Source organism: Candidatus Pantoea rara, from assembly GCF_051136265.1.
Classification (GTDB): domain Bacteria; phylum Pseudomonadota; class Gammaproteobacteria; order Enterobacterales; family Enterobacteriaceae; genus Pantoea; species Pantoea rara.
Genome location: NZ_CP194942.1, coordinates 3,344,908 through 3,371,227 on the forward strand (window position 1 = coordinate 3,344,908; position 26,320 = coordinate 3,371,227).

General features: G+C 55.0%; 19 protein-coding genes. 8 read left to right on the plus strand and 11 right to left on the minus strand.

The features are described from left to right. The first annotated feature begins 89 nt into the window (after positions 1 to 89). Together rapA and rluA are read left to right on the plus strand one after the other, a co-directional pair. Complete coding sequence (gene rapA / locus ACR8BF_RS15945) at positions 90 to 2,996, plus strand: RNA polymerase-associated protein RapA (protein WP_434745265.1); 2,907 nt, start codon at positions 90 to 92, stop codon at positions 2,994 to 2,996. A gap of 39 nt (positions 2,997 to 3,035) precedes the next feature. Next, entirely contained in the window at positions 3,036 to 3,689 is a 654-nt protein-coding gene (gene rluA / locus ACR8BF_RS15950) for a bifunctional tRNA pseudouridine(32) synthase/23S rRNA pseudouridine(746) synthase RluA (RefSeq protein ID WP_179897628.1), read from the plus strand. Between the two features lie 63 nt (positions 3,690 to 3,752). Here rluA and djlA read toward each other — a convergent pair whose 3' ends face one another. Then, the gene (gene djlA / locus ACR8BF_RS15955; protein WP_090964219.1) at positions 3,753 to 4,562 is read right to left on the minus strand and encodes a co-chaperone DjlA; all 810 of its coding nucleotides are present in this window, start codon (positions 4,560 to 4,562) and stop codon (positions 3,753 to 3,755) included. Between the two features lie 182 nt (positions 4,563 to 4,744). Here djlA and lptD point away from each other — a divergent pair, with 182 nt between their 5' ends. From lptD to apaH, 6 genes are read left to right on the plus strand one after another with little or no spacing between them, the layout of a single operon-like run. Next, the gene (lptD, locus tag ACR8BF_RS15960) at positions 4,745 to 7,117 is read left to right on the plus strand and encodes an LPS assembly protein LptD (protein WP_292985419.1); all 2,373 of its coding nucleotides are present in this window, start codon (positions 4,745 to 4,747) and stop codon (positions 7,115 to 7,117) included. A 54-nt stretch (positions 7,118 to 7,171) separates the two neighbouring features. Further along, positions 7,172 to 8,467, plus strand: coding sequence for a peptidylprolyl isomerase SurA (surA, locus tag ACR8BF_RS15965; RefSeq protein WP_179897624.1), 1,296 nt, complete (start codon positions 7,172 to 7,174; stop codon positions 8,465 to 8,467). Continuing rightward, entirely contained in the window at positions 8,457 to 9,449 is a 993-nt protein-coding gene (gene pdxA / locus ACR8BF_RS15970; RefSeq protein ID WP_313697565.1) for a 4-hydroxythreonine-4-phosphate dehydrogenase PdxA, read from the plus strand. The genes surA and pdxA overlap by 11 nt, the downstream gene beginning before the upstream one ends. Beyond that, positions 9,442 to 10,263 carry a 16S rRNA (adenine(1518)-N(6)/adenine(1519)-N(6))-dimethyltransferase RsmA gene (rsmA, locus tag ACR8BF_RS15975; RefSeq protein WP_179897621.1) on the plus strand — a complete coding sequence of 274 codons (822 nt, stop codon included), beginning with the start codon at positions 9,442 to 9,444 and terminating at the stop codon, positions 10,261 to 10,263. Before pdxA ends, rsmA begins: the two co-directional genes overlap by 8 nt. A 3-nt stretch (positions 10,264 to 10,266) precedes the next feature. Then, complete coding sequence (gene apaG, locus ACR8BF_RS15980) at positions 10,267 to 10,644, plus strand: Co2+/Mg2+ efflux protein ApaG (protein WP_179897619.1); 378 nt, start codon at positions 10,267 to 10,269, stop codon at positions 10,642 to 10,644. A 53-nt stretch (positions 10,645 to 10,697) separates the two neighbouring features. After that, positions 10,698 to 11,555 carry a bis(5'-nucleosyl)-tetraphosphatase (symmetrical) ApaH gene (gene apaH / locus ACR8BF_RS15985; RefSeq protein ID WP_292985411.1) on the plus strand — a complete coding sequence of 286 codons (858 nt, stop codon included), beginning with the start codon at positions 10,698 to 10,700 and terminating at the stop codon, positions 11,553 to 11,555. A 34-nt stretch (positions 11,556 to 11,589) separates the two neighbouring features. On the opposite strand, the gene ACR8BF_RS15990 is transcribed toward apaH, so the two are convergent. The 10 genes from ACR8BF_RS15990 to ileS all read right to left on the minus strand — a co-directional run bounded on the left by ACR8BF_RS15990 (position 11,590) and on the right by ileS (position 26,300). Continuing rightward, positions 11,590 to 13,473 carry a PhoX family protein gene (locus tag ACR8BF_RS15990; RefSeq protein WP_292985409.1) on the minus strand — a complete coding sequence of 628 codons (1,884 nt, stop codon included), beginning with the start codon at positions 13,471 to 13,473 and terminating at the stop codon, positions 11,590 to 11,592. A 90-nt stretch (positions 13,474 to 13,563) separates the two neighbouring features. Beyond that, positions 13,564 to 14,046 (minus strand): type 3 dihydrofolate reductase, encoded by a 483-nt coding sequence (gene folA / locus ACR8BF_RS15995; protein ID WP_179897614.1) that lies wholly within the window; start codon positions 14,044 to 14,046, stop codon positions 13,564 to 13,566. A gap of 234 nt (positions 14,047 to 14,280) precedes the next feature. Further along, positions 14,281 to 15,420, minus strand: a complete 1,140-nt coding sequence (locus ACR8BF_RS16000; protein WP_292985407.1) for a porin — start codon at positions 15,418 to 15,420, stop codon at positions 14,281 to 14,283. Between the two features lie 251 nt (positions 15,421 to 15,671). Further along, complete coding sequence (carB, locus tag ACR8BF_RS16005) at positions 15,672 to 18,899, minus strand: carbamoyl-phosphate synthase large subunit (RefSeq protein WP_179897610.1); 3,228 nt, start codon at positions 18,897 to 18,899, stop codon at positions 15,672 to 15,674. A gap of 14 nt (positions 18,900 to 18,913) precedes the next feature. Then, positions 18,914 to 20,062: a glutamine-hydrolyzing carbamoyl-phosphate synthase small subunit gene (gene carA / locus ACR8BF_RS16010; RefSeq protein ID WP_434745266.1), complete on the minus strand. Its 1,149-nt coding sequence runs from the start codon at positions 20,060 to 20,062 to the stop codon at positions 18,914 to 18,916. Between the two features lie 469 nt (positions 20,063 to 20,531). After that, positions 20,532 to 21,347, minus strand: coding sequence for a 4-hydroxy-tetrahydrodipicolinate reductase (dapB, locus tag ACR8BF_RS16015; RefSeq protein WP_434745267.1), 816 nt, complete (start codon positions 21,345 to 21,347; stop codon positions 20,532 to 20,534). A 222-nt stretch (positions 21,348 to 21,569) separates the two neighbouring features. Continuing rightward, positions 21,570 to 22,523, minus strand: coding sequence for a 4-hydroxy-3-methylbut-2-enyl diphosphate reductase (gene ispH, locus ACR8BF_RS16020; RefSeq protein WP_434745268.1), 954 nt, complete (start codon positions 22,521 to 22,523; stop codon positions 21,570 to 21,572). Further along, positions 22,504 to 22,974, minus strand: a complete 471-nt coding sequence (gene fkpB / locus ACR8BF_RS16025) for an FKBP-type peptidyl-prolyl cis-trans isomerase (RefSeq protein WP_136196733.1) — start codon at positions 22,972 to 22,974, stop codon at positions 22,504 to 22,506. Before fkpB ends, ispH begins: the two co-directional genes overlap by 20 nt. A gap of 3 nt (positions 22,975 to 22,977) precedes the next feature. After that, the gene (lspA, locus tag ACR8BF_RS16030) at positions 22,978 to 23,484 is read right to left on the minus strand and encodes a signal peptidase II (RefSeq protein ID WP_179897602.1); all 507 of its coding nucleotides are present in this window, start codon (positions 23,482 to 23,484) and stop codon (positions 22,978 to 22,980) included. Continuing rightward, entirely contained in the window at positions 23,484 to 26,300 is a 2,817-nt protein-coding gene (ileS, locus tag ACR8BF_RS16035) for an isoleucine--tRNA ligase (RefSeq protein WP_434745269.1), read from the minus strand. The genes lspA and ileS overlap by 1 nt, the downstream gene beginning before the upstream one ends. Between the last annotated feature and the right edge of the window lie 20 nt (positions 26,301 to 26,320).

Here is a 26,320-nt window from a genome sequence, read left to right on the forward strand (position 1 = left end):
GCCGCTCCAGACCTTGTTGTCTGGCGGTAACGCTATTGCCTGAGCTTTGGGAACACCTCTAAAAACGTTAAAATTCGAGCAAAAAATATATGGTTTTTACATTAGGTCAGCGCTGGATTAGTGATACGGAAAGTGAACTGGGACTGGGCACCGTGGTGGCGATCGATACCCGCATGATCACCCTGCTGTTTCCGGCCACGGGGGAAAACCGCCTCTACGCCCGCAACGATTCGCCGGTTACCCGCGTCATCTTTAATCCGGGTGATACCATCACCAGCCACGAAGGCTGGCAGATGCGCGTCGATGAAGTACGCAACGAAAATGACCTGATGACCTATATCGGTACGCGTCTGGATACCGAAGCAAGCGAAGTGATGCTGCGCGAAGTGATGCTCGACAGCAAGCTGGTGTTCAGTAAGCCGCAGGATCGTCTGTTTGCCGGCCAGCTCGACCGGATGGATCGTTTTGCCCTGCGCTTCCGCGCCCGTAAATACCAGAGTGAGCAGTACCGCCTGCCGATCAGCGGCTTACGCGGCATGCGCACCAACCTGATTCCTCACCAGCTGCACATCGCCCATGATGTGGGCCGTCGCCATGCGCCGCGCGTGCTGCTGGCAGATGAAGTGGGCCTGGGTAAAACCATTGAAGCCGGGATGATCATCCAGCAGCAGCTGCTGGCTGGCCGTGCTGACCGCGTTTTGATCGTGGTGCCTGAAACCTTACAGCATCAGTGGCTGGTGGAAATGCTGCGTCGCTTCAACCTGCGCTTTGCGCTGTTCGACGACGACCGTTATACCGAAGCGCAGCACGACAGTGATAACCCGTTTGAAACGGAGCAGCTGATTATCTGCTCGCTCGACTTCGTGCGCCGTAACAAGCAGCGTCTTGAGATGCTGGCCGATGCCGAATGGGATCTGCTGGTTGTCGATGAAGCGCACCATCTGGCCTGGTCAGAAGGTGAGCCAAGCCGTGAATATCAGGTTATCGAACAGCTGGCTGAGAAAACCGCCGGCGTTCTGCTGCTGACTGCGACGCCTGAGCAGCTGGGCATGGAGAGTCATTTCGCCCGTCTGCGCCTGCTCGATCCTAATCGCTTCCATGACTTCGCAGCCTTTGTTGAAGAGCAGCAGCATTTTCGTCCGATTGCCGATGCCGTTACCGCGCTGCTGGCAGATAAGTCAATCTCCCAGGAGGAGATGAACAGAATCAACGACCTGGTCGGCGAGCAGGACATCGAGCCGCTGCTGCAGGTCGCCAACAGCGACCGCGAAGGCAAGCTGGAAGCGCGTCAGGAACTCATCTCCATGCTGATGGATCGCCACGGCACCAGCCGCGTGCTGTTCCGAAACACCCGTAATGGGGTTAAAGGCTTCCCGAAACGCGAACTGCATCAAATCCGCCTGCCGCTGCCTGCGCAGTATCAGACGGCAATTAAAGTCTCCGGCATTATGGGCGCACGCAAAAGCGCAGAAGAGCGGGCGCGGGACCTGCTCTATCCGGAGCAGATTTATCAGGAATTTGAAGGCGAAAGCGGCACCTGGTGGAACTTCGATCCGCGCGTGGAATGGCTGATGGGCTATCTCACCACTAACCGTAAAGAGAAAGTGCTGGTGATCTGCGCCAAAGCAGCCACCGCGCTGCAGCTGGAGCAGGTACTGCGCGAGCGCGAAGGCATCCGCGCTGCGGTGTTCCACGAAGGTCTGTCGATCATTGAACGTGACCGTGCTGCCGCCTGGTTTGCCTCAGAAGAGAACGGCGCGCAGGTGCTGTTGTGCTCTGAGATTGGTTCAGAAGGCCGTAACTTCCAGTTTGCCAGCCGTCTGGTGATGTTCGATCTGCCGTTTAACCCGGACCTGCTGGAGCAGCGTATTGGTCGTCTGGATCGTATCGGTCAGGCGCACGATATTCAGATTCTGGTGCCGTGGCTGGAGCAGACCGCACAGGCGGTACTGCTGCGCTGGTATCACGAAGGGCTGGACGCGTTTGAACACACCTGCCCGACCGGCCGGACAATCTATGACAGCGTCCATTCACAGCTGATCGGCTATCTGGCCGCACCCGAAAACAATGAAGGCTTTGATGCGTTTATCACCGACTGCCGCAAACAGCATGACGCGCTGAAACTGCAGCTGGAACAAGGTCGTGATCGCCTGCTGGAGCTGAACTCTAACGGTGGTGAATCGGCTCAGCTGCTGGCTAATGCTATCAGTGAGCAGGATAACGACACCGGCCTGGTCAACTTCGCGCTCAACCTGTTTGATATCGTGGGTATCAATCAGGAAGATCGCAGCGATAACCTGATTGTGCTGACCCCTTCCGATCACATGCTGGTGCCTGATTTCCCTGGCCTGCCGGAAGATGGCTGCACCATCACTTTTAACCGCGATCAGGCGCTGTCACGCGAAGATACCCAGTTCATTACCTGGGAACATCCGCTGATTCGCAACGGCCTGGATCTGATTCTGTCGGGCGATACCGGCAGCAGCGCGCTGTCACTGCTGAAAAACAAGGCGCTGCCAGTGGGAACGCTGCTGGTCGAGCTGATCTATGTGGTTGAGGCGCAGGCACCGAAGCATCTGCAACTGACCCGCTTCCTGCCGCCGACACCAATTCGTCTGCTGATGGATACCAAAGGCACCAACCTGGCGGGCAAAGTGGAGTTCGAAAGCTTTAACCGTCAGCTGAATGCGGTTAACCGCCATACCGCCAGTAAACTGGTGAATGCGGTACAGCAGGATGTGCATGCGATTCTGACCCAGGGTGAACAGAGCGTCGTCAGCGAAGCGCGTGCGGTGATTGATGCGGCGCGTGCCGAAGCGAATGAGAAGCTGGGCGCAGAACTCTCGCGTCTCAACGCGCTGAAGGCCGTTAACCCGAACATTCGTGAAGATGAAATTGAAGCGCTGGAAAGCAATCGTGAACAGGTGCTGGAAAGTCTTGATGAGGCCAACTGGCGTCTCGATGCGCTGCGCCTGATTGTGGTGACACACCAGTAAGCTCAGGGGCCGCATGGCCCCTTATTTTTGGAAAGCCCCATGGAACCTTACAATCCACCGCGTGAACCCTGGCTGCACATTCTTTATCAGGATGCGCATATCATGGTGGTGAACAAACCCAGCGGTCTGCTCTCGGTACCCGGTCGGCTGGAGGAGCACAAAGATAGCGTGATGACGCGGGTTCAGCGTGATTTCCCGCAGGCCGAATCTGTCCACCGACTGGATATGGCGACCAGCGGCGTGATGGTGGTGGCACTGACCAAGGCGGCGGAACGCGAGCTGAAACGACAGTTCCGTGAGCGCGAGCCTTCTAAGACCTACGTGGCCTGCATCTGGGGTCATCCGGAGAAGGAAGAGGGACTGGTTGATCTGCCGCTGATTTGTGACTGGCCAAACCGTCCGAAGCAGAGGGTCTGCTTCGAGACCGGCAAAGCCGCACAGACGGAATATCAGGTGCTGGAATACCGTACGGATAACAGTGCGCGCGTTTCGCTGAAACCGATCACAGGCCGCTCGCACCAGCTGCGCGTGCATATGCTGGCGCTGGGCCATCCGATTCTGGGGGACAACTTCTATGCGCATCCGGAGGCCAAAGCGATGGCACCCCGTTTGCTACTGCATGCGGAGTCACTGACCATTACCCATCCGGCATTTGGTAATGCCATGACGTTTCGCCAGCCCGCCGATTTTTAAGGTTTACTCCAGCACTGTCGCCGTGGCCTCCTCTGTTGCAGAAGAGGCCACAGGGCTGGATGATTACTTGAAGCCTTTCTCTTTGCGAATCAGATCGTAAGCCGCCTGGATTTCCTGCGCTTTCTGCTTCGCCATCTCCATCATCTCTGGCGGTAACCCTTTCGCCACCAGCTTATCCGGATGATGCTCGCTCATGAGTTTACGGTAGGCACGTTTAATCGTGGTGGCGTCATCGCTGCTCTTCACACCCAGCACGCTACAGGCATCTTCCAGCGTTGGGCCGCGTTGCGCCTGCTGGAAACCGCCTGAACTACGCTGCCCCCCGCCAAACTGCTGACCGCCTTCCATCATGCGCAGGAACTGATCGAACTGACCGCGCGAGATACCCAGTTCTTCGGCAATCACATAAAGTACCTGACGCTCATTGGGATGCAGTGAACCGTCGGCAAAGGCGGCCTGAATCTGTATCTCCAGGAACATCCGAATCAGATCGAAGCGGCCAAAACAGGCGCTGCGCAGTTCACGCAGCTTGCTGCGCAACGGGTAATCCGCCTGCTTGCCCTCGCGGAACGCGCGCTGGGCAGCCGTGCGTGAGTCACCGTGCAGCTGCATCCGCTCCATTAACAGCGAAGCAATCTGAATATCCGCTTCCGTGACGCGCCCTTTTGACTTGGTCAGATGGCCCATAACCTGAAAGGTCGTGCTGAAAAACAGTGTCTGTCGGGTCTGATTATTTGAGAAGTAAGCCTTGCCTTGTGCGCCGCGTACTTTGTCAATCATATGGCCAATGATCAAACCGATCACAATACCCCAAAAGCCTGCGCCGGAAAGTAATCCCACCGTCAGACCCACAACTTTTCCCCAGTAGCGCATAAACTCCTCAATTCGCCATGCTTGCGGCTGAAAATTGCATTATCATACCTGTCATTTATCTCAGCGCCTAACGGCAACGCTGACAGACCAGGATTAACACTGGCGCAACGCCGGGCAGTAAGTTAGTCTCTGACCCGATTGTCGGCATGATGCCAGTTTTCATGGAATTCTCGATACCGCGTATGAAAAAACATATACCTACCCTGCTGGCCACACTGATCGGCGCAGCCATTAGCCAGCAAGCCTTTGCCGACGATTTGATGTCGCAGTGTATGTTAGGCGTGCCGAGTTATAACCGCCCGCTGGTGAACGGCGATACCAACCAGATGCCTGTTACTATTCACTCCGACGCCGCCAAAGGGAACTATCCCAATGATGCGGTCTTCACCGGCAATGTGAATATTGAGCAGGGTAACAGCCGTATGCAGGCCGATGAAGTTCAGCTTCATCAGCGTCAGCAAGAGGGCCAGACCGCGCCAGTTCGTACCGTCGATGCCCTGGGTAATGTGCACTACGATGACAATCAGGTCATCCTGAAAGGTCCGAAAGCCTGGTCAAACCTTAACAGCAAAGATACCAACGTCTGGAACGGTCAGTACCAGATGGTGGATCGTCAGGGACGCGGTGACGCCGATCAGATGAAGCTGCGTGGGGATAACCGCTACACCATTCTGGAAAACGGCACCTTTACCTCCTGCCTGCCCGGCTCCAATAGCTGGAGCGTGGTCGGTTCAGAAGTGATTCAGGATCGCGAAGAGGAAGTGGCAGAAATCTGGAACGCCCGCTTTAAAATCGGTTCGGTTCCCGTGTTCTACAGTCCCTATCTGCAATTACCGATTGGCGATCGTCGTCGGTCCGGTTTCCTGATTCCGAATGCAAAATATGGCAGCAACAATGGCTTTGAGTTCATGCTGCCTTATTACTGGAACATCGCGCCGCAGGCCGATGCGACCATCACGCCGCACTACATGAGCAAGCGCGGCATGCAGTTCCAGAACGAATTCCGTTATCTGACGACGCTGGGGGCCGGACTGGTCGAATTCGACTACCTCGGCTCAGATAAACAGTACGATAATGACAAATCAATGCGCGGCATCGCCGAAAGTGCTGACTCCGATCGCTGGCTATTCTACTGGCGTCACGCTGGCGTTTATGACCAGAACTGGCGTTTCAGCGCGGACTACACCAAGGTCAGTGATAAATACTACTTCAACGATCTCGACTCGAAGTATTACAGCTCGACCGACAACTACGCCACGCAGAAATTCAGCATTGGCTATGCGGACACCAACTGGGATGCCACGCTCTCCTCCAAAGATTTCCAGGTGTTCGGCGATACCACCAGCAATAACGTCTACCGTGCCATGCCGCAGCTGGACGTCAATCTCTATCAGAACGATATCGGTCCATTTGATGGACGGATCTATGCGCAGGCGGTGAAATTCACCAACGTCAGCAGCCGCTATCCTGAAGCAACCCGTTTACATGTGGAGCCAACGCTGAACCTGCCGCTGTCAAACGGCTGGGCCAGTCTGGATACTGAAGCGAAGTTCCTGGCAACGCATTATCAGCAAACTAACGTTGATTATTACAACAATAACTTTGCGAACAAAAATGGTAAAAGTGGCGATCTGGATGAGTCTGTCAACCGTACCCTGCCACAGTTTAAAGTGGATGGCCGGCTGGTGTTTGACCGCGATATGGACTCCGCTGCGGGTTACACCCAGACGCTGGAACCGCGCGTGCAGTACCTTTATATCCCGTACCGCAACCAGAGCAATATCTACCCGTACGACTCTACATTGCTGCAAACCGATTACACCGGTCTGTTCCGCGATCGCACTTATAGCGGTCTGGATCGCATCGCATCCGCCAATGAAGTGGCCACCGGTGTCACTTCGCGTATTTATGATAACGATCTGGTTGAACGTTTTAACGTTTCTGTAGGTCAAATCTACTCGTTTACCCCTTCTCGTACTGGTGTGAATCAAACCAGTAAAGAAGATGACACCGGCAGCCTGATCTGGGCTGGCGATACATACTGGAAAATCAGCGATCGCTGGGGCGTCCGGGGTGGGCTGCAATATGACACCAAACTCGACAACGTCTCCCAGGGCAATACCGTACTGGAATACCGTCGTGATGCCGATCGTATGGTGCAGCTGAGCTACCGTTACAGTAGCCCGGAATATGTGGCGACCGCGCTGAACGACAGTAGCCTGGTCACAAATCCTATATACAAAAATGGGATTTCACAGGTCGGTACTACGGCCAGCTGGCCGATTGCTGATGCATGGTCTGTGGTAGGCGCTTACTACTACGATACCCGCAACAAGCGTCCGGCTTCGCAGCTGGTTGGCCTGCAATACAGTTCTTGCTGTTACGCTGTCCGGGTCGGTTACGAGCGCAAAATTAACGGTTGGGAAAACGACGACAGTAAGTACGACAACCAAATCTCATTCAACATTGAGCTACGTGGTCTGAGTCCGAACTATGGCTTAGGCACCAACGATATGCTGCGTCAGGGCATTATCCCTTACCAGCCTGCTTTCTGATGTTGTGATGTTTGACAGGCAATCCCGCAGTGCGGAACCAACAATGGATAAAGTATGAAGAACTGGAGAATGCTGATTCTTGGTGTGGCAATCAGTGCCAACACCGCGTTCGCAGCACCACAAGTCGTTGATAAAGTTGCAGCCGTGGTCAATAACGGCGTGGTTCTTGAGAGTGACGTGGACGGCATGATGAGCACCGTTAAATCTCAGGCCCAGCAGGCAGGTCAGCAGTTGCCGGATGATAAAACGTTACGCCATCAGATTCTGGAACGTCAGATCATGGACAACATCATTCTGCAAATGGGTGATAAAGCGGGAGTTCAGATCAGCGACGAGCAGCTGGACCAGGCTATTCAGAACATCGCTGCGCAGAACAAGATGAGCCTTGACCAGCTGCGTAGCCGTCTGGCTTATGACGGCATGAACTACAGCGTTTATCGTTCTCAGATCCGCAAAGAGATGGCCATCGCTGAAGTGCGCAACAATGAAGTGCGTCGTCGCGTGACTATTCTGCCGCAGGAAGTTGATACGCTTGCCACCCAGATCGGTTCTCAGAATAGTCAGGGCACCGAGCTGAACGTCAGTCATATCCTGCTGCCGCTGTCGGAAAACCCGACGCAACAACAGGTTGATGAACAGGAAACGCTGGCGAAACAGCTGGTTGGCGAACTAAAAAATGGCGCTGACTTCGGCAAGATGGCCGTGACCTACTCTGCCGACTCCCAGGCGCTGAAAGGCGGCAACATGGGCTGGGGTAAAATCGAAGAGTTACCGACCCTGTTTGCTCAGGCACTGTCGAGCGCCAAAAAAGGCGATATCGTCGGTCCAATCCGCTCTGGTGTGGGCTTCCACATCCTGAAAGTAAACGACCTCCGTGGCGAGAGCAAAAATGTCTCGGTCACCGAAGTTCATTCGCGTCACATTCTGCTGAAGCCATCGCCAATCCTGACAGACGAGCAGGCACGCGCACAGCTGGAGCAGATTGCTAACGATATCCGCAGTGGTAAAACCACTTTTGCGGCGGCGGCTAAGCAATACTCTGATGACCCGGGTTCAGCGAATCAGGGCGGCGATCTTGGCTGGACCTCTCCGGAAGTCTTTGATCCGGCCTTCCGTGACGCGCTGCTGCGCCTGAAAAAAGGCCAGACCAGCCAGCCGGTTCACTCCTCTTTCGGCTGGCATCTGATTCAGTTGCTGGATACCCGTCAGGTCGATAAAACCGATGCTGCTCAGAAAGAGCGTGCTTACCGTATGCTGTTTAATCGTAAGTTCGCGGAAGAAGCACAGACCTGGATGCAGGAACAACGCGCCAGTGCCTACGTGAAGATTCTGGATGGCAATGCGCAGTAGTGCCCGTGTAGTGATCACGCCCGGCGAACCTGCCGGGATTGGTCCCGACCTTACCGTTCAGCTGGCCCAGCAGTCGTGGCCGGTTGAACTGGTGGTCTGCGCCTCGCCAGCCCTGTTGCACCAGCGTGCGGCGCAACTTGGTCTGCCGCTGACCCTGCGACCCTACCTGCCTGGCGTGGCAGCAGAGCCACAGCAGGCGGGTACGCTGACTATCCTGCCGATTGACACGGCAGCGCCGGTCACGCCTGGCGAGCTTTGCGTCGCTAACAGCGACTATGTGCTGGCCACGCTGGCGCGCGCGTGTGACGGTTGTCTCGACGGTGAATTCGCTGCCCTGATAACCGGCCCGGTGCACAAAGGCGTCATCAACGATGCCGGCATCGCCTTTACCGGCCATACCGAATTCTTCGCCGATCGCGCAGGCGGCCATCGGGTAGTGATGATGCTGGCGACAGAAGCGTTACGCGTCGCGCTGGCCACTACCCATTTGCCGCTGAAAGATGTTTCCGCTGCGGTAACGCGCGACTGTCTGCATGAAGTGATTACAATTCTGCATCGTGATCTGCAGCAGAAGTTTGCCATTGCCGAGCCGCAAATTTATGTCTGTGGTCTTAACCCTCATGCGGGCGAAAGCGGCCACATGGGTCGCGAAGAGATCGAGACCATCACGCCCGCACTCAATGAGCTGCGTCAGCAGGGCATTAAACTGACCGGCCCGCTGCCTGCGGATACCCTTTTCCAGCCTAAATATCTGCAACATGCCGATGCGGTGCTGGCGATGTATCACGACCAGGGCCTGCCAGTACTCAAATTTCAGGGGTTTGGCCGGGCGGTTAATATCACCCTGGGCCTGCCCTTTATCCGGACTTCAGTTGACCACGGCACCGCGCTTGAACTCGCCGGTCTGGGTCAGGCTGAACCGGGCAGCTTCATCACGGCGCTTAACCTCGCCATCACTATGATCAAGAGCAGTAATGAATAATCGCGTCCATCAGGGGCACTACGCCCGTAAACGTTTCGGGCAGAACTTCCTGAACGATCAGTACATTATCGACAGCATTGTCTCCGCCATCCATCCACAGCGCGATGAAGCGCTGGTCGAGATCGGTCCAGGCCTGGGTGCCTTAACCGAGCCGGTTGGCGATCGCCTCGATAAATTAACGGTGATAGAACTGGACCGCGATCTCGCTGCGCGTCTGGAAACGCATCCGTTCCTTGGTCCGAAGCTGACTATCTTCCAGCAGGATGCCATGACTTTCGACTTCGCCGCGCTGGCGCAGGAGAGAGGCCAGCCGCTGCGGGTATTTGGTAACCTGCCGTACAATATTTCGACCCCGCTGATGTTCCACCTTTTCAGCTATACTGGTTCGATCAAAGATATGCACTTCATGCTGCAGAAAGAAGTGGTCAATCGTCTGGTCGCCGGCCCGGGTAACAAAACCTACGGTCGTCTGACGGTAATGGCGCAGTATTATTGCCAGATCATTCCGGTGCTGGAAGTGCCTCCGCACTCCTTTACACCGCCACCGAAAGTGGACTCTGCCGTGGTGCGTCTGGTGCCCTATCCTGAGCCGCCGTACCCGGTCAGCGATGTGCGTATCCTGAGCCGTATTACTACAGAAGCGTTCGGTCAGCGTCGCAAAACGCTGCGCAACAGTCTGAGCCACATGGTGGCTGCCGGTGCGCTGGAAGAGTTATCCATAGATCCAACCCTGCGTGCCGAGAACGTCTCCGTCGCGCAATATTGTCAGCTGGCGAACTGGCTGGCGAATCATCAGGGAAAATCGCAGGAGTAAGTCATGAGTGAAACGGCCCGCGTCTCCGTCCATGTGCAAAGCCAGTACGTTGCCTCACAATCCTCACCGGATGATGATCGCTACGTCTTCGCCTATACCATTACGATTCGCAATCTGGGCCGTTCCTCCGTGCAACTGCTGGGACGTTACTGGCTGATTACCAACGGTAACGGCCGTGAAACGGAAGTTCAGGGTGAAGGTGTCGTCGGTGAACAGCCGCTTATTACACCGGGCAATGAATTTCAGTACACCAGCGGTGCCGTGATCGAAACACCGATGGGCACCATGCAGGGCCACTATGTAATGGTCGACGAACAGGGTGACACCTTCCACGTCGAGATCCCGGTGTTCCGCCTCGCCATTCAGACCCACATTCATTGATTCACACGCTTTCTGCCCGTTAAGTCGGGCACCTTCCTGATGGATAAAACGTTATGAGCACATACCTGATCGGCGACGTTCACGGTTGTTACGACGAATTACGTGCCTTGTTGCAACAGGTTGATTTCAATCCTGAGCAGGATACCCTGTGGCTGACCGGCGACCTGGTGGCGCGGGGTCCGGGCTCACTTGAGGTTCTGCGCTACGTAAAATCGCTGGGCGACGCAGTGCGTCTGGTGCTGGGCAATCACGATTTACATCTGCTGGCGGTCTATGCTGGGATCAGCCGTAATAAGCCCAAAGATCGCCTGACACCCTTGCTGGAAGCAGATGATGCGGATGAGCTGATCAACTGGCTGCGTCGTCAGCCGCTGTTACAGGTTGATGAAGAGAAAAAGCTGGTGATGGGACACGCCGGTATCACGCCGCAATGGGATATCGAGACCGCGAAAAAGTGCGCGCGGGAAGTTGAAGCGGTTCTCGCCAGCGACAGCTATCCGCTGTTTCTGGATGCCATGTATGGCGACATGCCGAACAACTGGAGCGAAGATCTGACCGGCCTGGCACGTCTGCGCTTCAGCACCAACGCCCTGACCCGTATGCGTTACTGCTTCCCTAATGGTCAGCTGGACATGATCTGCAAAGATGCCCCTGAATCTGCCCTTCCGCCGCTGAAACCCTGGTTTAACATTGAGGGGCCGGTCGCACGTGACTACACCATCGTGTTTGGTCACTGGGCCTCGCTGGAAGGCAAAGGGACGCCAGAAGGCATTATCGGTCTTGATACCGGTTGCTGCTGGGGCGGAACGCTGACCCTGCTGCACTGGGAAACGCAGCGCTATGTGGTGCAGCCTTCCAATCGCGAAAAAGCGCTGGCCTCCAGCGAAAGCCTGGCACCACCTGCGCTATAACGGCGATGCTGGCCATTAAGGCCAGCATCCTGTCTTATGCGCCGATAATGCCGCCATCCTCGCGGGTGATCATAACCACCGATGACCGGGGACGCGGACTGTTATTGGGAAAGTGCGAGTCACCCTCCTCGCCGGGATGCTGCACATTCACGAACAGCGTTTTGTAATCGGGCGTGAAGGTGATGCCGGTCAGCTCGCACGATTTGGGGCCGACCATAAACCGGCGGATCTCGCCGCTGTCAGGATCCCCCACCAGCATCTGATTGTTCCCCTGCCCCTGATAATCCTCTTTGTTACTGTATTTACCGTCGGTCAGGATCCATAACCGCCCATGCGCATCAAAGCCCAGACCATCGGGACTGTTAAAGGTGTTTTCAGCGGTGATGTTAGGCGTGCCGCGATAGATTCCCTCAGGATGCGCGATCGGATTGCCGCACAACGCATAGATATCCCACTCAAATGCCTGCGCGGTGGCATCGCCCTTCTCATCCCAGCGGATAATCTGGCCGTAAATATTTTTAGGTCGCGGATTCGCCGCATTGACCGGCATGCCTTCATTACCGCGCTTGTTGTTATTGGTCAGCGTGCAGTAAGCACGGCCATCATGCGGGTTAACGGCAATCCATTCCGGCCGGTCCATCCGCGTGGCGTTAACCACATCAGCCGCAGCTCGCGCATTAATCAGGATATCAGCCTGACTGTTAAACCCCTTTTCAGCGGTGAGTCCATTTTCGCCCCACTTCAGTGCCAGCCAGCGCCCGGTGCCTTTCAGCGGTGTGCCCTGCGCATCGCCATTGAACTGCGCCACATAGAGCGTGCCTTTATCAAGCAGTCCGTGATTGGCTTTGGCATCATCCGGGATGACCTTGTCATCTGAGACATATTTATAGATATATTCGCCGCGCTCATCATCGCCCATGTAAACCACCAGCTGCCCGGTTTTAGCCACCGTAACGGCGGCATTCTCATGCTTAAATCGGCCCAGCGCGGTACGTTTGATCGGCACTGAGCGTGGATCAAAGGGATCGATTTCGACAATCCAGCCGTGGCGGTTAAATTCATTGGGGTTTCTGGCGATATCGAAACGGGGATCAAAGTCGGCCCAGTTGCGCTCAGGTTCGGCGGCATTCAGGGTATAGCGCTTCTGCTGAGACGTTGGCGTAAAGTCCGCCTGATGGGTGCCAAAGTAGGTGTCGTAGTTCTCTTCACAGGTGAGATAAGTGCCCCACGGCGTTTTACCGTTGGCGCAGTTACCAAAAGTGCCCAGTACATTCATACCCTGTGGATCGGCGGCGGTCTGCAGCGCTTTATCGCCCGCTGCCGGACCGGAAAAACGCATAGGCGTATTGGCGGTGATACGGCGGTTGTAGTCAGAAGGACGCACCACCTGCCAGCGGTTGTTCTCACCCCGTTTGACTTCAACGATGGAGATGCCGTGCGCCGCCTGCGACTTTTTCACATCTTCCAGGCTGGTCGCTTTGTTGCCGCCGTGGGCGAACAGCGTCGGCTCATTCACATATTCATTGTTGATCGCCATGACGCCACGATGGTCATCAATTGCGAAGAAGCTCATCCCATCGTTGTTGTCACCGAACTGCTTTTCCTGATCTTCCGCGCTGTTATTGCCCTGGGGATCAAATGCGACTGCGCCATTCACCAGCGGATCTCCCCAGGAGATCAACACGTCTGCGCGATAGCCGGGAGCCACCACAACCTCATCGGCGGTGGATGCGGCAATCGCCTGAAAGCCCAGCAATGGGCTGCCCGCTGGCTTCTCCTGCGCCAGTGCGCTTCCTGAGAGCGTGAGGCCACCGCTCAGAAAGCCAGTCAGACCCAGAGCGCCGGAACCGGCAATGAATTTACGACGCAGAGGATCACGCAGACGGTCAGTGCTTAATGCGGAGAGTTCGGTTTTCATTTTTGATTGCTTCCTTTATGACGATCCCAGAAAAGAAGCAATGCTAATGAATAGAGATGACAGCCAGGTTACAACCTGGCAGCGGGAGGATTAGCGACGGCGGTCGAGGATCTCAAAACAGTAGCTGTGGGAGTTCTGCTCATCAGCGTCGTGAAACTCGCTGAACGTGGACTGCCACTCATCCGGCTCGTAGTCCGGGAACTGCGTATCACCTTCAACTTCCGCATCAATGTGCGTCAGATAGAGACGATCGGCACGCTTCAGCATCTGTTCATAGACGCGTCCACCGCCAATGACCATGATCTCTTCAGCATCACCGGCTGCCTGTATCGCCTCATCCAGTGAAGTAACCCAGGTGACGCCATCCGTGGTGCCAGGCTTACTGCTGACTACGATGTTCAGTCGACCAGGTAACGGGCGACCAATGGATTCAAAGGTCAGTCGACCCATAATGACCGGTTTCTTCAGCGTATTGCGTTTGAACCACGCCAGATCTGCAGGCAGGTCCCACGGCATGGCGTTCTCCATTCCAATAATGCGATCTGTTGCTAATGCCGCGATAAGACTAATCATGTTAACCACTCACTGAAAAAAATTGGCGCCATGATACGTAAAGGTGAAACTTTCGTCGATAGGGGGAAAGGTCTATTTGCGTAAAGCTTTTCATGATGCCGTTTTTCGCGGCCTGTGTAGCGTTTTTCACCGCGTAATCGCGTCAGTTTGCTGCAGCTCGCCAGTGAATGGCCTCTGGCTGGCACAATAAGCATGCGCAAAAGAAAACGGCTCCCACAGGAGCCGTCAGGGTTATCAGAAGTCGTAGCGCACACGCACCAGATTCATATCACCCAGATTATTAGTGCTGGAGGTGAAGACATGTTCGTAATCAACACGGAAACCATAGTCGAGGAACAGCACTACACCCAGACCGTTGTCGATGCGCTGGTAATCACGGCCTGTCATGACCTCAATGCGATCGCCCATAACATAAGGCTGCACTGCTTTCAGACCATACTGCGCCACCGGGATTTTGTAACCGGCAAAATATTCAACACCCCACGCATCGCCAGCAAAGTAGTCATGCACATCTTTGCGTTTGGTCGTCATGAAGTTCTGATACCAGCCACCACCGGCTGACAACGTCCAGTTGCCTGGTGTCCAGCTCAGCGCGGTGCCGTAAATGTTCTGATCGTAGTCGCGGCTGTCGCCGTTGTTCGGGTTACGCATCGCCGCGCGGGTGTAGTTCCACGCCGTGCCCCAGCTCAGATCGTCTGTGATGTGGTAATCCACGCCCAGCGAGCCGCCGCCTTTGCGCTTATAGCGCAGACCATTACCAGGCAGATACTCGTTATCGTCGAACAGATAAGAAGCGTAGATATCCGCATCGCCGAAGGTGTTTTTGTACTTCAGCTGCTTACGTGAACGGTAAGATCCGTCGTAGTCGCCGTTGATTCCGTTGCCCGGCGCCTGGCCGACCATGTCGTAATCCCAGATATCAGTCTTCGCACCGACGGTGTCGTAATAGACGCTGTTCTGCTGACCAAAGGTAAGCTGACCCCAGGTTTTGCTTTTCAGACCGGTGTAGAGCTGGCGACGCGTAGTGTTATTGGCACCGTCCGCATAGTGACGATCCCAGCTGAAGACGGCCGGAACGTTAACGCCCAGCTCGTAGTAGCTAATCCAGCTGACATCATCAAAGAGGTAATAGTCAGCGCCGAAACGGAAACGGGTGCCGCCATCAAAACCGTCACGCTTGTAGGATTTGTCATCTACACCAGTCTGATGATTGAACTGAGCACGAACGCTGCCGCCAACCGCAAAGTTAAGACGGCTAAGCGGATCGCCCGCCTGCGGATCCTGTTTTAACAGCGTCACTTCCGCCTGGCTGGCGAAAGGAAGAATAGCCATCAGTGCAGCCACTGCACTCAGAGAAAAAGTACGCATTTTCATTTTTATATATGTCCCGATACGCTCCAGTGATGAGCGGCAGGCATAGTACTGGCGAAAAATCCGCACAGGAAGTGTTTATATTATAAATTTGTGCGAACCGGCCCCATTCGCACCTATAGCTAAAAAATTAAGCCAAATCAGATACTTTAACGCAAACTCCAGACTCTTCCTGGACCTGACTTTCAGATTATCGCCAATGAAGCGGCAAAAAAAACGGCTCCCGAAGGAGCCGTTTTTCGCATCACATCACCTTACATGGCCTTTATCTGAGCATGCATTTCCTGAACGGAGATAACCTGTTCCGTCGGGTCTGCATTCAGCGCCATCGCAGTCGCGAAGCCGCCGTTCAGCGTGGTGTCGTAGTGCACTTTATACTGCAGTGCGCTGCGGCGAATCAGCTTAGAATCTTCAATCGCCTGACGACCCGCCGTGGTATTGACGATATAGCTATACTCACCATTCTTCAGACGGTCCTGAATGTGCGGACGACCTTCATGTACCTTGTTCACCAGGCGCGGATTGATACCCGCTTCGCCCAGCACAACCGCCGTGCCGTGAGTCGCATCCAGTTCGAAACCAAACTTCTGCAGCTTAGCGGCCAGGTCAACGATACGTTTCTTGTCGCCTTCACGCACCGACAGCAGCGCGCGGCCCGACTTCTTCATGTTGCTCTGTGCGCCCAGCATCGCTTTAGAGAATGCCTCAGCGAACGTGCGGCCCACACCCATGACTTCACCGGTAGAGCGCATTTCTGGCCCCAGAATCGGGTCAACGCCCTGGAACTTGTTGAACGGCAGCACCACTTCTTTAACCGAGTAGTAAGGCGGAATGACTTCTTCAGTGACGCCCTGCTCTGCCAGCGTTTTACCTGCCATCACGCGCGCGGCCACTTTCGCCAGCGGAACACCGGTCGCTTTAGAGACAAACGGCACGGTACGCGCCGCACGTGGGTTCACTTCGATCAGGTAGACTTCGTTGTCTTTCACCGCGAACTGGACGTTCATCAGACCGCGAACGTTTAGCTCGAACGCCAGTTTCTCAACCTGCTGGCGCATCACATTCTGAATCTCCTGATTCAGGGTGTAGGCCGGCAGTGAACAGGCAGAGTCACCAGAGTGAACGCCAGCCTGCTCGATGTGTTCCATGATGCCACCAATCAGCACCCGCTCCCCGTCGCAAATCGCATCCACATCCACTTCAACCGCATCATCCAGGAAGCGATCCAGCAGCACCGGCGCATCATTGGAAACCGAAACTGCTGTCTGGAAGTAGCGTTTCAGGTCAATTTCATCGTAGACGATTTCCATGGCACGGCCGCCAAGCACATAAGAAGGACGCACCACCAGCGGATAACCCAGGCCAGCCGCTTTCTCCACCGCCTGCTCCAGCGTCGCAACTGTGGCGTTAGCCGGTTGCTTCAGGTTCAGGCGATCGACTGCCTGCTGGAAACGCTCACGGTCTTCAGCACGGTCAATTGAGTCCGGGCTGGTACCGATAACCGGTACGCCTGCGGCTTCCAGCGCACGCGCCAGTTTCAGCGGGGTCTGACCGCCATACTGCACGATGACGCCTTTTGGCTGCTCAATGCGCACAATCTCCAGCACATCTTCCAGCGTGACCGGCTCGAAGTAGAGGCGATCAGAGGTGTCGTAATCGGTCGAGACGGTTTCCGGGTTACAGTTGACCATAATGGTCTGATAACCATCTTCACGCAGCGCCAGGGCAGCGTGAACGCAGCAGTAGTCGAATTCGATACCCTGACCGATACGGTTGGGCCCACCACCCAGAATCATGATTTTTTCGCGATCCTGACTTGGGTTGGCTTCGCACTCCTCTTCATAAGTGGAGTACATGTAGGCAGTATCCGTCGCGAATTCTGCAGCACAGGTATCTACGCGCTTATAGACCGGGTGCAGGTTAAACTGCTGACGCAGCTTGCGGATTTCGCTCTCTGCCACACCCGCCAGCGTCGCCAGCCGTGCATCGGCAAAGCCTTTACGCTTCAGCGTGCGCAGGAAGGTCGCATCCAGGCTGTTCACGCCTTCGCGGGCCACCTGATCTTCCAGTTTCACCAGCTCTTCAATCTGCACCAGGAACCAGCGGTCCACATTGGTCAGGTTGAATACGCCATCCACTGACATACCTGCACGGAAAGCGTCTGCGATATACCAGATGCGGTCTGAACCGGCATCTTTCAGCTCGCGGCGGATGCGGGTTAACGCTTCCGGGTCGTCAAGGTGTACTTTCGGGTCGAAGCCATTAGCACCCACTTCCAGGCCGCGCAGCGCTTTCTGCATGGATTCCTGGAATGTGCGCCCAATCGCCATCACTTCACCGACCGACTTCATCTGCGTGGTCAGGCGATCGTTGGCACCGGCAAATTTTTCAAAGTTGAAACGTGGGATCTTGGTGACGACGTAGTCGATTGAAGGCTCGAACGAGGCTGGCGTTAAACCGCCGGTAATATCGTTCATCAGCTCGTCGAGGGTATAGCCGACCGCCAGTTTGGCCGCCACTTTAGCAATCGGGAAGCCGGTCGCTTTTGACGCCAGCGCCGAGGAGCGTGACACGCGTGGGTTCATCTCGATGACAATCAGACGGCCATCTTTCGGGTTAACCGAGAACTGCACGTTGGAGCCGCCGGTTTCAACACCGATTTCACGCAGTACCGCCAGCGAGGCGTTACGCATGATCTGATACTCTTTGTCGGTCAGCGTCTGGGCAGGTGCAACCGTGATGGAGTCACCGGTGTGAATCCCCATCGCGTCGAAGTTCTCAATTGAGCAGACGATGATGCAGTTGTCGTTTTTATCACGCACGACTTCCATCTCATACTCTTTCCAGCCAATCAGCGACTCATCAATCAGTAGCTCGTTGGTCGGTGAGAGGTCGAGACCGCGTTCGCAAATCTCTTCAAACTCTTCGCGGTTGTAGGCGATGCCGCCACCGGTGCCGCCCATGGTAAAAGAGGGACGGATAATGCACGGGAAGCCAACATCTTCCGCTACGGCCAGCGCTTCTTCCATGGTGTGTGCAATGCCGGAGCGCGCGGTATCGAGGCCAATGCTTTTCATGGCCACGTCGAAACGACGACGATCTTCTGCTTTATCGATCGCATCAGCGGTCGCGCCAATCATGGTGACGCCAAACTCTTCCAGCACGCCATGACGTTCCAGCTCCAGCGCACAGTTCAGCGCTGTCTGTCCGCCCATCGTTGGCAGTACTGCATCCGGACGCTCTTTTTCGATGATTTTGCGCACTACTTCCCAGTGAATCGGCTCAATGTAGGTCGCATCAGCCATTTCCGGGTCGGTCATAATGGTCGCCGGGTTGGAGTTCACCAGAATGACGCGGTAACCCTCTTCACGTAGCGCTTTACACGCCTGCGCACCGGAATAATCAAATTCGCAGGCCTGGCCGATCACAATCGGACCGGCACCAAGAATCAGGATGGATTTTAGGTCTGTACGTTTTGGCATGAATTAGCTCCTGATTACTTCGCTTGCAGACGGAATGCGTCAATCAATTCAATAAAGTGGTCAAACAGCGGCGCAGCATCACCGGGACCCGGGCTGGCTTCAGGGTGTCCCTGGAAGCTGAATGCTGGCTTGTCAGTGCGGTGAATGCCCTGAACGGTTTTATCGAACAACGAAATGTGGGTTACACGCAGGTTCGCGGGCAGATTGTTTTCATCCACCGCAAAACCGTGGTTCTGCGCCGTGATCATCACGCGGTTGTTTTCGAGATCTTTCACCGGATGGTTGCCGCCGTGGTGGCCGAGCTTCATCTTTACGGTCTTAGCACCGCTGGCCAGCGCCAGTAGCTGATGACCCAGACAGATACCAAAGACCGGAATCTCTGTCTTCAGGAAGGCCTGAATGGCGCTGATAGCGTAATCGCACGGCTCCGGGTCGCCAGGACCGTTGGAGAGGAAGATACCATCCGGATTCAGCTTCAGTACTTCTTCGGCTGGCGTCTGTGCCGGAACGACGGTCAGACGGCAGCCGCGATCCACCAGCATGCGCAGGATGTTGCGCTTAACGCCGTAATCGTAAGCCACCACGTGGTAAGGCAGCGACGCCGCAGCAGCCTGCTCTGGCAGGCCCGCGTCCAGCGTCCAGCTGCCCTGCTGCCAGCTGTACGTTTCAGTGGTGCAGACCTCTTTCGCCAGATCCATCCCTTTCAGTCCCGGGAACGCCTGCGCTTTTTGCAGCGCCAGCGCGGCATCCGGATTGTCGCCCGCGATGATGCAGCCATTCTGCGCCCCTTTTTCACGCAGCAGGCGCGTCAGCTTGCGGGTATCAATATCGGCAATGCCCACGATGTTATTTCGCTGCAGGTAAGCAGATAAGCCCTCTGCGCTACGGAAGTTGCTGGCAATCAGCGGCAGGTCACGAATAACCAGGCCTTGCGCATGAATCTGACTGGATTCTTCATCGGCGGCATTGACACCGACATTACCGATATGGGGATAAGTGAGAGTAACGATTTGGCGGGAATAGGAAGGATCAGTGAGGATTTCTTGATAACCGGTCATTGAGGTGTTGAAAACGACTTCCCCCACTGCCGACCCTGTTGCCCCGATGGCCCGACCGTGGAATTGGGTTCCGTCTTCCAGAACCAAAAGTGCTGACTTAATCAAAACATCCTCCAGGGAATAAACAGTCAATATATCTGCATATTAATTCAAAATAGCCGCCTGAATCAATGCAAAAACCGCCTGAATTGTCGATTTTTGGCAAATTGCGCGCATTCTAATGATCGCCCTGGTCATTGTCTACCCTGGAGTGGATTTTTTTCATGGTTATCTGCCTTATGAGGAATAAAACGGGCATAAGCGGCAAAAAGAGGTGAAAACTCGGTGGAATAATCGTTTGCCAGGCAGCGTTAAAACTAAACTGGCGCAACAGGACCTTTATTTTTGACCAAATGGTCAAAAATGGCATTTAGCTGAGCGGATAAAGCAGGGAAACAGACAAAAAAAAGGGTTAAAGTTAGATTATAGAACAGAATGACATTTTTCAGATAAAATTAAGGGCAATGAAAACATTGCCCCTTTTCAATCAAGTGATTACCGATTGAAATAACCACATCACGATGGTTCACAACACTTACAACATCGACAAATCCAGCACATCACGCATATCAAAAAGGCCAGATTTTTTATCCTTCAGCCATAAAGCTGACTTAACTGCACCTTTTGCAAAGGTCATGCGGCTTGAAGCCTTGTGGGTAATCTCTACCCGCTCTCCGATATCTGCAAAAATTGCTGTATGCTCACCGACGATGTCACCCGCGCGTACCGTCGCAAAACCAATAGTCTGCGGCTGACGTTCGCCGGTGTGACCTTCGCGCGTATAAACTGCATGCTCATCCAGTTTCCACTGCATTGCGTCGGCTATCGCCTCACCCATCGCCAGCGCGGTGCCAGACGGCGCATCCACTTTATGGCGGTGGTGTGCTTCAACAATCTCAATATCCGCGTACTCACCCATCACTTTGGCAGCCTTCTCTAACAGTTTCAGCACCAGGTTAACCCCTACGCTGAAGTTAGCGGCAAACACAATGGCGATATCTTCCGCCGCCGTGCGAATGGCCGCTTTGCCCGCCTCATCAAAACCGGTAGTGCCAATCACCATCGCTTTGCCGTACTCACGGCAGATCGCCATATACGCCAGCGTGCCTTCCGGGCGGGTGAAATCGATCAGCACATCAAAGTCGTTGATCACCGCGCGTAAATCGTCTGCGATGACGATCCCATTTTTTCCGATGCCCGCTAATTCACCAGCGTCGCTGCCGGTCAGCGATGAGCCTGAGCGGACCAGTGCCGCACCCAGTTCTACGCCTTCTGCTTGTTGCGTCGCCTGAATCAGATTACGGCCCATTCGGCCCGGCGCGCCCACAATAGCAATGCGGATAGTGTTCATATTTATTCATTCCTAAAACAAAACTATGCATCCAAAGCGTCATCAGGTTAACGATGAGTTAACATTCACGCCACTATTAATCCGTGATAATAAGAATTTTATGCCAGCCGCCTGTGATTATCAGTAAAAGCAATCATCGCAGCAATTCATGGCGTTTCTGGCAGACTACAAAAACAAAAAAGACCGAACAGAGTCGGCCTTTTTATCAATCATATCGAAGAGTTATTGCACGTTGCGAACTTCGACGCGCAACTCTTTAGGCACTTCAAAGACAATATTCTCTTCACGACCAATGAGCTCAATCGCCGCTTCGCCGCCCAGCTCACGCAGACGCTGGATCACCTGCTGCACCAGAATATCGGGGGCTGAGGCACCTGCGGTAACGCCGATGCAGGCCACGCCTTTTACCCACTCTTCCTGAATATCATCCGCAGAATCGATCAGCTTCGCCAGTTTACCGGCACGCTGTGCCAGCTCGGCCAGACGGTTAGAGTTAGAGGAGTTCTTCGAACCGACCACCAGCACCACTTCTGCATCTTTCGCCAGCGTACGAACGGCTTCCTGACGGTTGGTGGTGGCGTAGCAGATATCATCTTTACGCGGCCCGATGATCGCCGGGAAACGCTGACGCAGGGCATCAATGATGTCAGAGGTGTCATCCACAGAAAGCGTGGTCTGCGTCATGAAGCTCAGATTGTTTTCGTCTTTGACGGTCAGTCTGAAGACATCGTCCGGTGATTCCACCAGATACATGCCACCATTGGGGCTGTTGTACTGCCCCATAGTGCCTTCAACTTCCGGATGACCCGCATGACCAATCAGTATTGCTTCAACGCCTTTACGGCTGGCGCGCGCGACTTCCATATGGACTTTAGTCACCAGCGGACAGGTGGCGTCGAACAGCATGGTCAGATTGCGCGCTTTAGCTTCGGCCCGCACCGCCTGTGAAACCCCGTGCGCGGAGAAGATCAGAATTGCGTTATCCGGCACTTCACTGATCTCTTCAATGAAGATGGCACCACGCTCACGCAGGCTGTTCACCACGTAACGGTTATGCACCACTTCGTGACGGACATAGATTGGCGCGCCATACATCTCCAGCGCGCGCTCTACAATACTGATGGCGCGATCAACGCCAGCGCAGAAACCGCGCGGATTAGCTAACAGGATTTGCATCGTTCGCCTCCAGTGCCGGATCGATTTCCAGCACCTCTACATCAAACTGAATACGACGACCTGCCAGCGGATGGTTAAAATCCACGGTGATCGAGTCTCCGGAAACTTCACGGATCACGCCTGGCATTTCACTGCCGCCCATGCCGCTGAACAGCATGATGGCACCCACTTCCGGTTCGCCTGCATCAATAAAGTCCCGACGCGAGAAATACTGGATCAGGTCCGGGCTGACGCCACCAAAGGCGTCTTCCGGCTCGAGGGTGAACTGTTTGGTTTCACCCGCTTTCAGCCCCAGTAGTGCCTGCTCAAGCGCTGCAGAGAGGCTGCCATCACCGAGACGAAACAGCGCGGGCTTGCCGTTTGCACGGGTCGATTCCGCCGTCGAGCCATCTTCCAGCTTCAGCGTAAAATGCACCAACACCGCGCTTTCGCGCTGTACGGACTCAGTCATCACTTACCCTTTCTGTTTAGCTTGTTTGCCGTTCGGGCTGAAAAAGCCCTCCAGCACCACCAGTGCGGCACCAATACAGATGCCGCAGTCAGCGATATTAAATGTAGCGAAGTGCCAGTTACCGACATAGAAATCGATAAAATCGACCACAAAGCCGTGGTAGGAGCGATCGAACAGATTGCCGATCGCGCCACCAATGATCAGAGCATAGGCGATGTTAGCCATCTTCTGACTGGCATGATTACGATACATCATCACCATCAGTGAGATCACGATAGCCAGCGCGATACCCGCAAAGAACCAGCGCTGCCAGCCGCCTTTGTCTGCCAGGAAGCTGAATGCCGCGCCATAGTTGTGCGCGTAGAACAGGTTCAGGTAGGGCATAAGCGGCTGGGTTTCATGCAGCATCATGTTGTTCATCACCCACTGCTTACTGGCGAAGTCGACAACAATCACCACCAGCACCAGCCAAAGCCAGCGCAATCCGGTTGAGAAAATAGGTTTACGCATCAGGCAAATTCACGCTGTTCGCCGTCACCGGCTACGTTAGTGTAACAACGACCACAGACCTCAGCGTGCTCAGGATTCTGCCCGACGTCGGTAGTGTAATGCCAGCAGCGCTGACATTTCTCGCCTTCCGCCTTGTGCAGCGCGATTTTCAGACCTTTCAGCAGTTCACTCTGCTGCGCTTCGTCGTTCGCCAGGGCGTAATCCGCTACCTGTGCGCCAGAGGTCAGCAGCACAAAGCGCAGTTCGTTGCCCAGCGCCTGCAGTTTAGCGGCCAGCTCCGGATCGGCATACAGTGTGACCGTTGCTTCCAGTGCGCCTCCGATACGTTTATCCGCACGTGCCTGCTCGATCACTTTGTTCACTTCGCCACGCACTTTCAGCAGCTCGGCCCAGTAGGCGTCATTCAGTGCTTCATCTTCCGCCAGGCCAAACAGACCCTGATACCACTCTTCGGTGAAGACATACTGCGCACGTTCGCCTGGCAGATAGCCCCAGATCTCATCCGCAGTAAAGGACATGATCGGTGCCATCCAGCGCACCAGCGCTTCGACGATATGCCATAGCGCGGTCTGGCAGCTGCGACGCGCCAGGCCATCGCCTTTCGCGGTGTACTGACGATCCTTGATAATATCGAGATAGAAGCTGCCCATCTCAATCGAACAGAACTGCATCAGACGCTGGATCACTTCGTGGAAATCGTAGTTCTCGTATGAGGCAACGATATCAGCCTGTGCCGCCTGTGCACGACCCACTGCCCAACGATCCACTACGACCATCTCTTCTGGTTTCACCAGATCGGTGGCCGGGTTGAAGCCGCTGAGGTTAGCCAGCAGGAAACGCGCGGTGTTACGGATGCGACGATAAGCATCGGCAGAGCGCTTAAGGATCTCATCAGAGACCGCCATTTCACCCGAGTAATCGGTTGAGGCCACCCACAGACGCAGAATATCGGCACCCAGTTTGTTCATCACATCCTGCGGCGCGACCGTATTGCCGATTGATTTCGACATCTTACGGCCCTGACCGTCCACGGTGAAACCGTGCGTCAGTACCTGACGATAAGGCGCTTTGCCCTTCATTGCCGTGGAGATCATCAGCGAGGACATAAACCAGCCGCGATGCTGATCGGATCCTTCCAGATAGAGGTCAGGAGCATGTCCGCCAAATTCCGGACGCGCATCAACCACGGAATAGCTGGTTGAACCAGAGTCAAACCAGACATCCAGCGTATCCGGCACTTTGACGTAATGATCGGCGTCGTCGCCCATCAGTTCGCGCGGGTCGAGATCCCACCAGGCCTGAATACCCTCCTGCTCAACACGCTGCGCCACTTTCTCCATCAGCGCCAGTGTGTCCGGATGCAGCTCTTCGCTCTCTTTATGAACGAACAGTGCCATCGGTACGCCCCAGGTACGCTGACGAGAGATGCACCAGTCAGGACGGTTCGCCACCATGGATTCGATACGCGCCTGGCCCCAGTCCGGGATCCACTGCACGCCTTTGATCTCTTTCAGTGACTGCGCACGCAATCCTTTCTGATCCATGCTGATGAACCACTGCGGCGTAGCGCGGAAGATGATCGGCGTTTTATGACGCCAGCAGTGCGGATAGCTGTGCAGCAGTTTCTCAACGTGCAGCAGCGCGCCCTTCTCTTTCAGCAGTTCAACGATCAGGTCGTTGGCTTTAAAGACGTTGACCCCATCCAGCGTCGGATAAGTGCCTGGCAGATAGCTGCCATCCGGTCCGACCGGGTTGGCCGTTTCGATGCCATATTTCTGACCAATGACATAGTCATCCGGGCCGTGGCCTGGCGCGGTGTGAACGGCACCGGTACCCGCGTCCAGGGTCACGTGCTCGCCCAGTACGACCAGCGACTCAATCGCCAGGAACGGATGCTGGAACTTCTGCAGCTCCAGTGCAGCGCCCTGACATTCGCCCAGTACCTGCCATTCGCTGACACCGGCGCGCTTCATAACGCTTTCCACCAGCTCTTTCGCCAGGATCAGGGCACGGCCCTCGATCTGGATCAGCTGATACTCAAATTCAGGATGCAGGGAGATGGCGCGGTTAGCCGGTAATGTCCACGGCGTTGTCGTCCAGATCACCAGTGAGATCGGGCCATCGACCTGGGATACGCCAAACGCCCCACGTACCGCGTCGGTATCGATGGCGTTAAACATCACATCAATCGACGGAGACGTTTTGTCGTAATACTCCACTTCCGCTTCTGCCAGGGCAGAACGGCAATCCAGGCACCAGTGCACCGGCTTCGCGCCTTTGTGCAGATGGCCGTTGCCGATGATTTTACCCAGCGCACGAATGATGTTGGCTTCGGTTCCGAAATCCATGGTCAGGTAAGGACGATCCCAGTCGCCCAGCACGCCGAGACGAATAAAGTCCGCCTTCTGGCCTTCAACCTGTTCAGCGGCGTATTTGCGGCACGCTGCACGGAATTCAGCGGCGGTGACTTTCTCGCCTGGCTTGCCGATCATCTGCTCAACTTTGTGTTCAATTGGCAGACCGTGACAGTCCCAGCCCGGCACATACGGCGAGTCGTAACCCGCCATGCCTTTCGACTTAACGATAATGTCTTTCAGAATCTTGTTAACGGAGTGACCAATATGAATGCTGCCGTTCGCATACGGAGGGCCATCATGCAGGATAAAGGTTTTTTTCCCTTTTTTGGCTTCGCGGATGATGCCGTACAGGTTGTCGGCATTCCAGCGTTGCAACATTCCCGGTTCGCGTTTGGCCAGATCGCCACGCATCGGGAATCCCGTTTCCGGCAAATTCAGGGTAGATTTATAGTCACTCATCAGATTCTCGATTCCGTTTT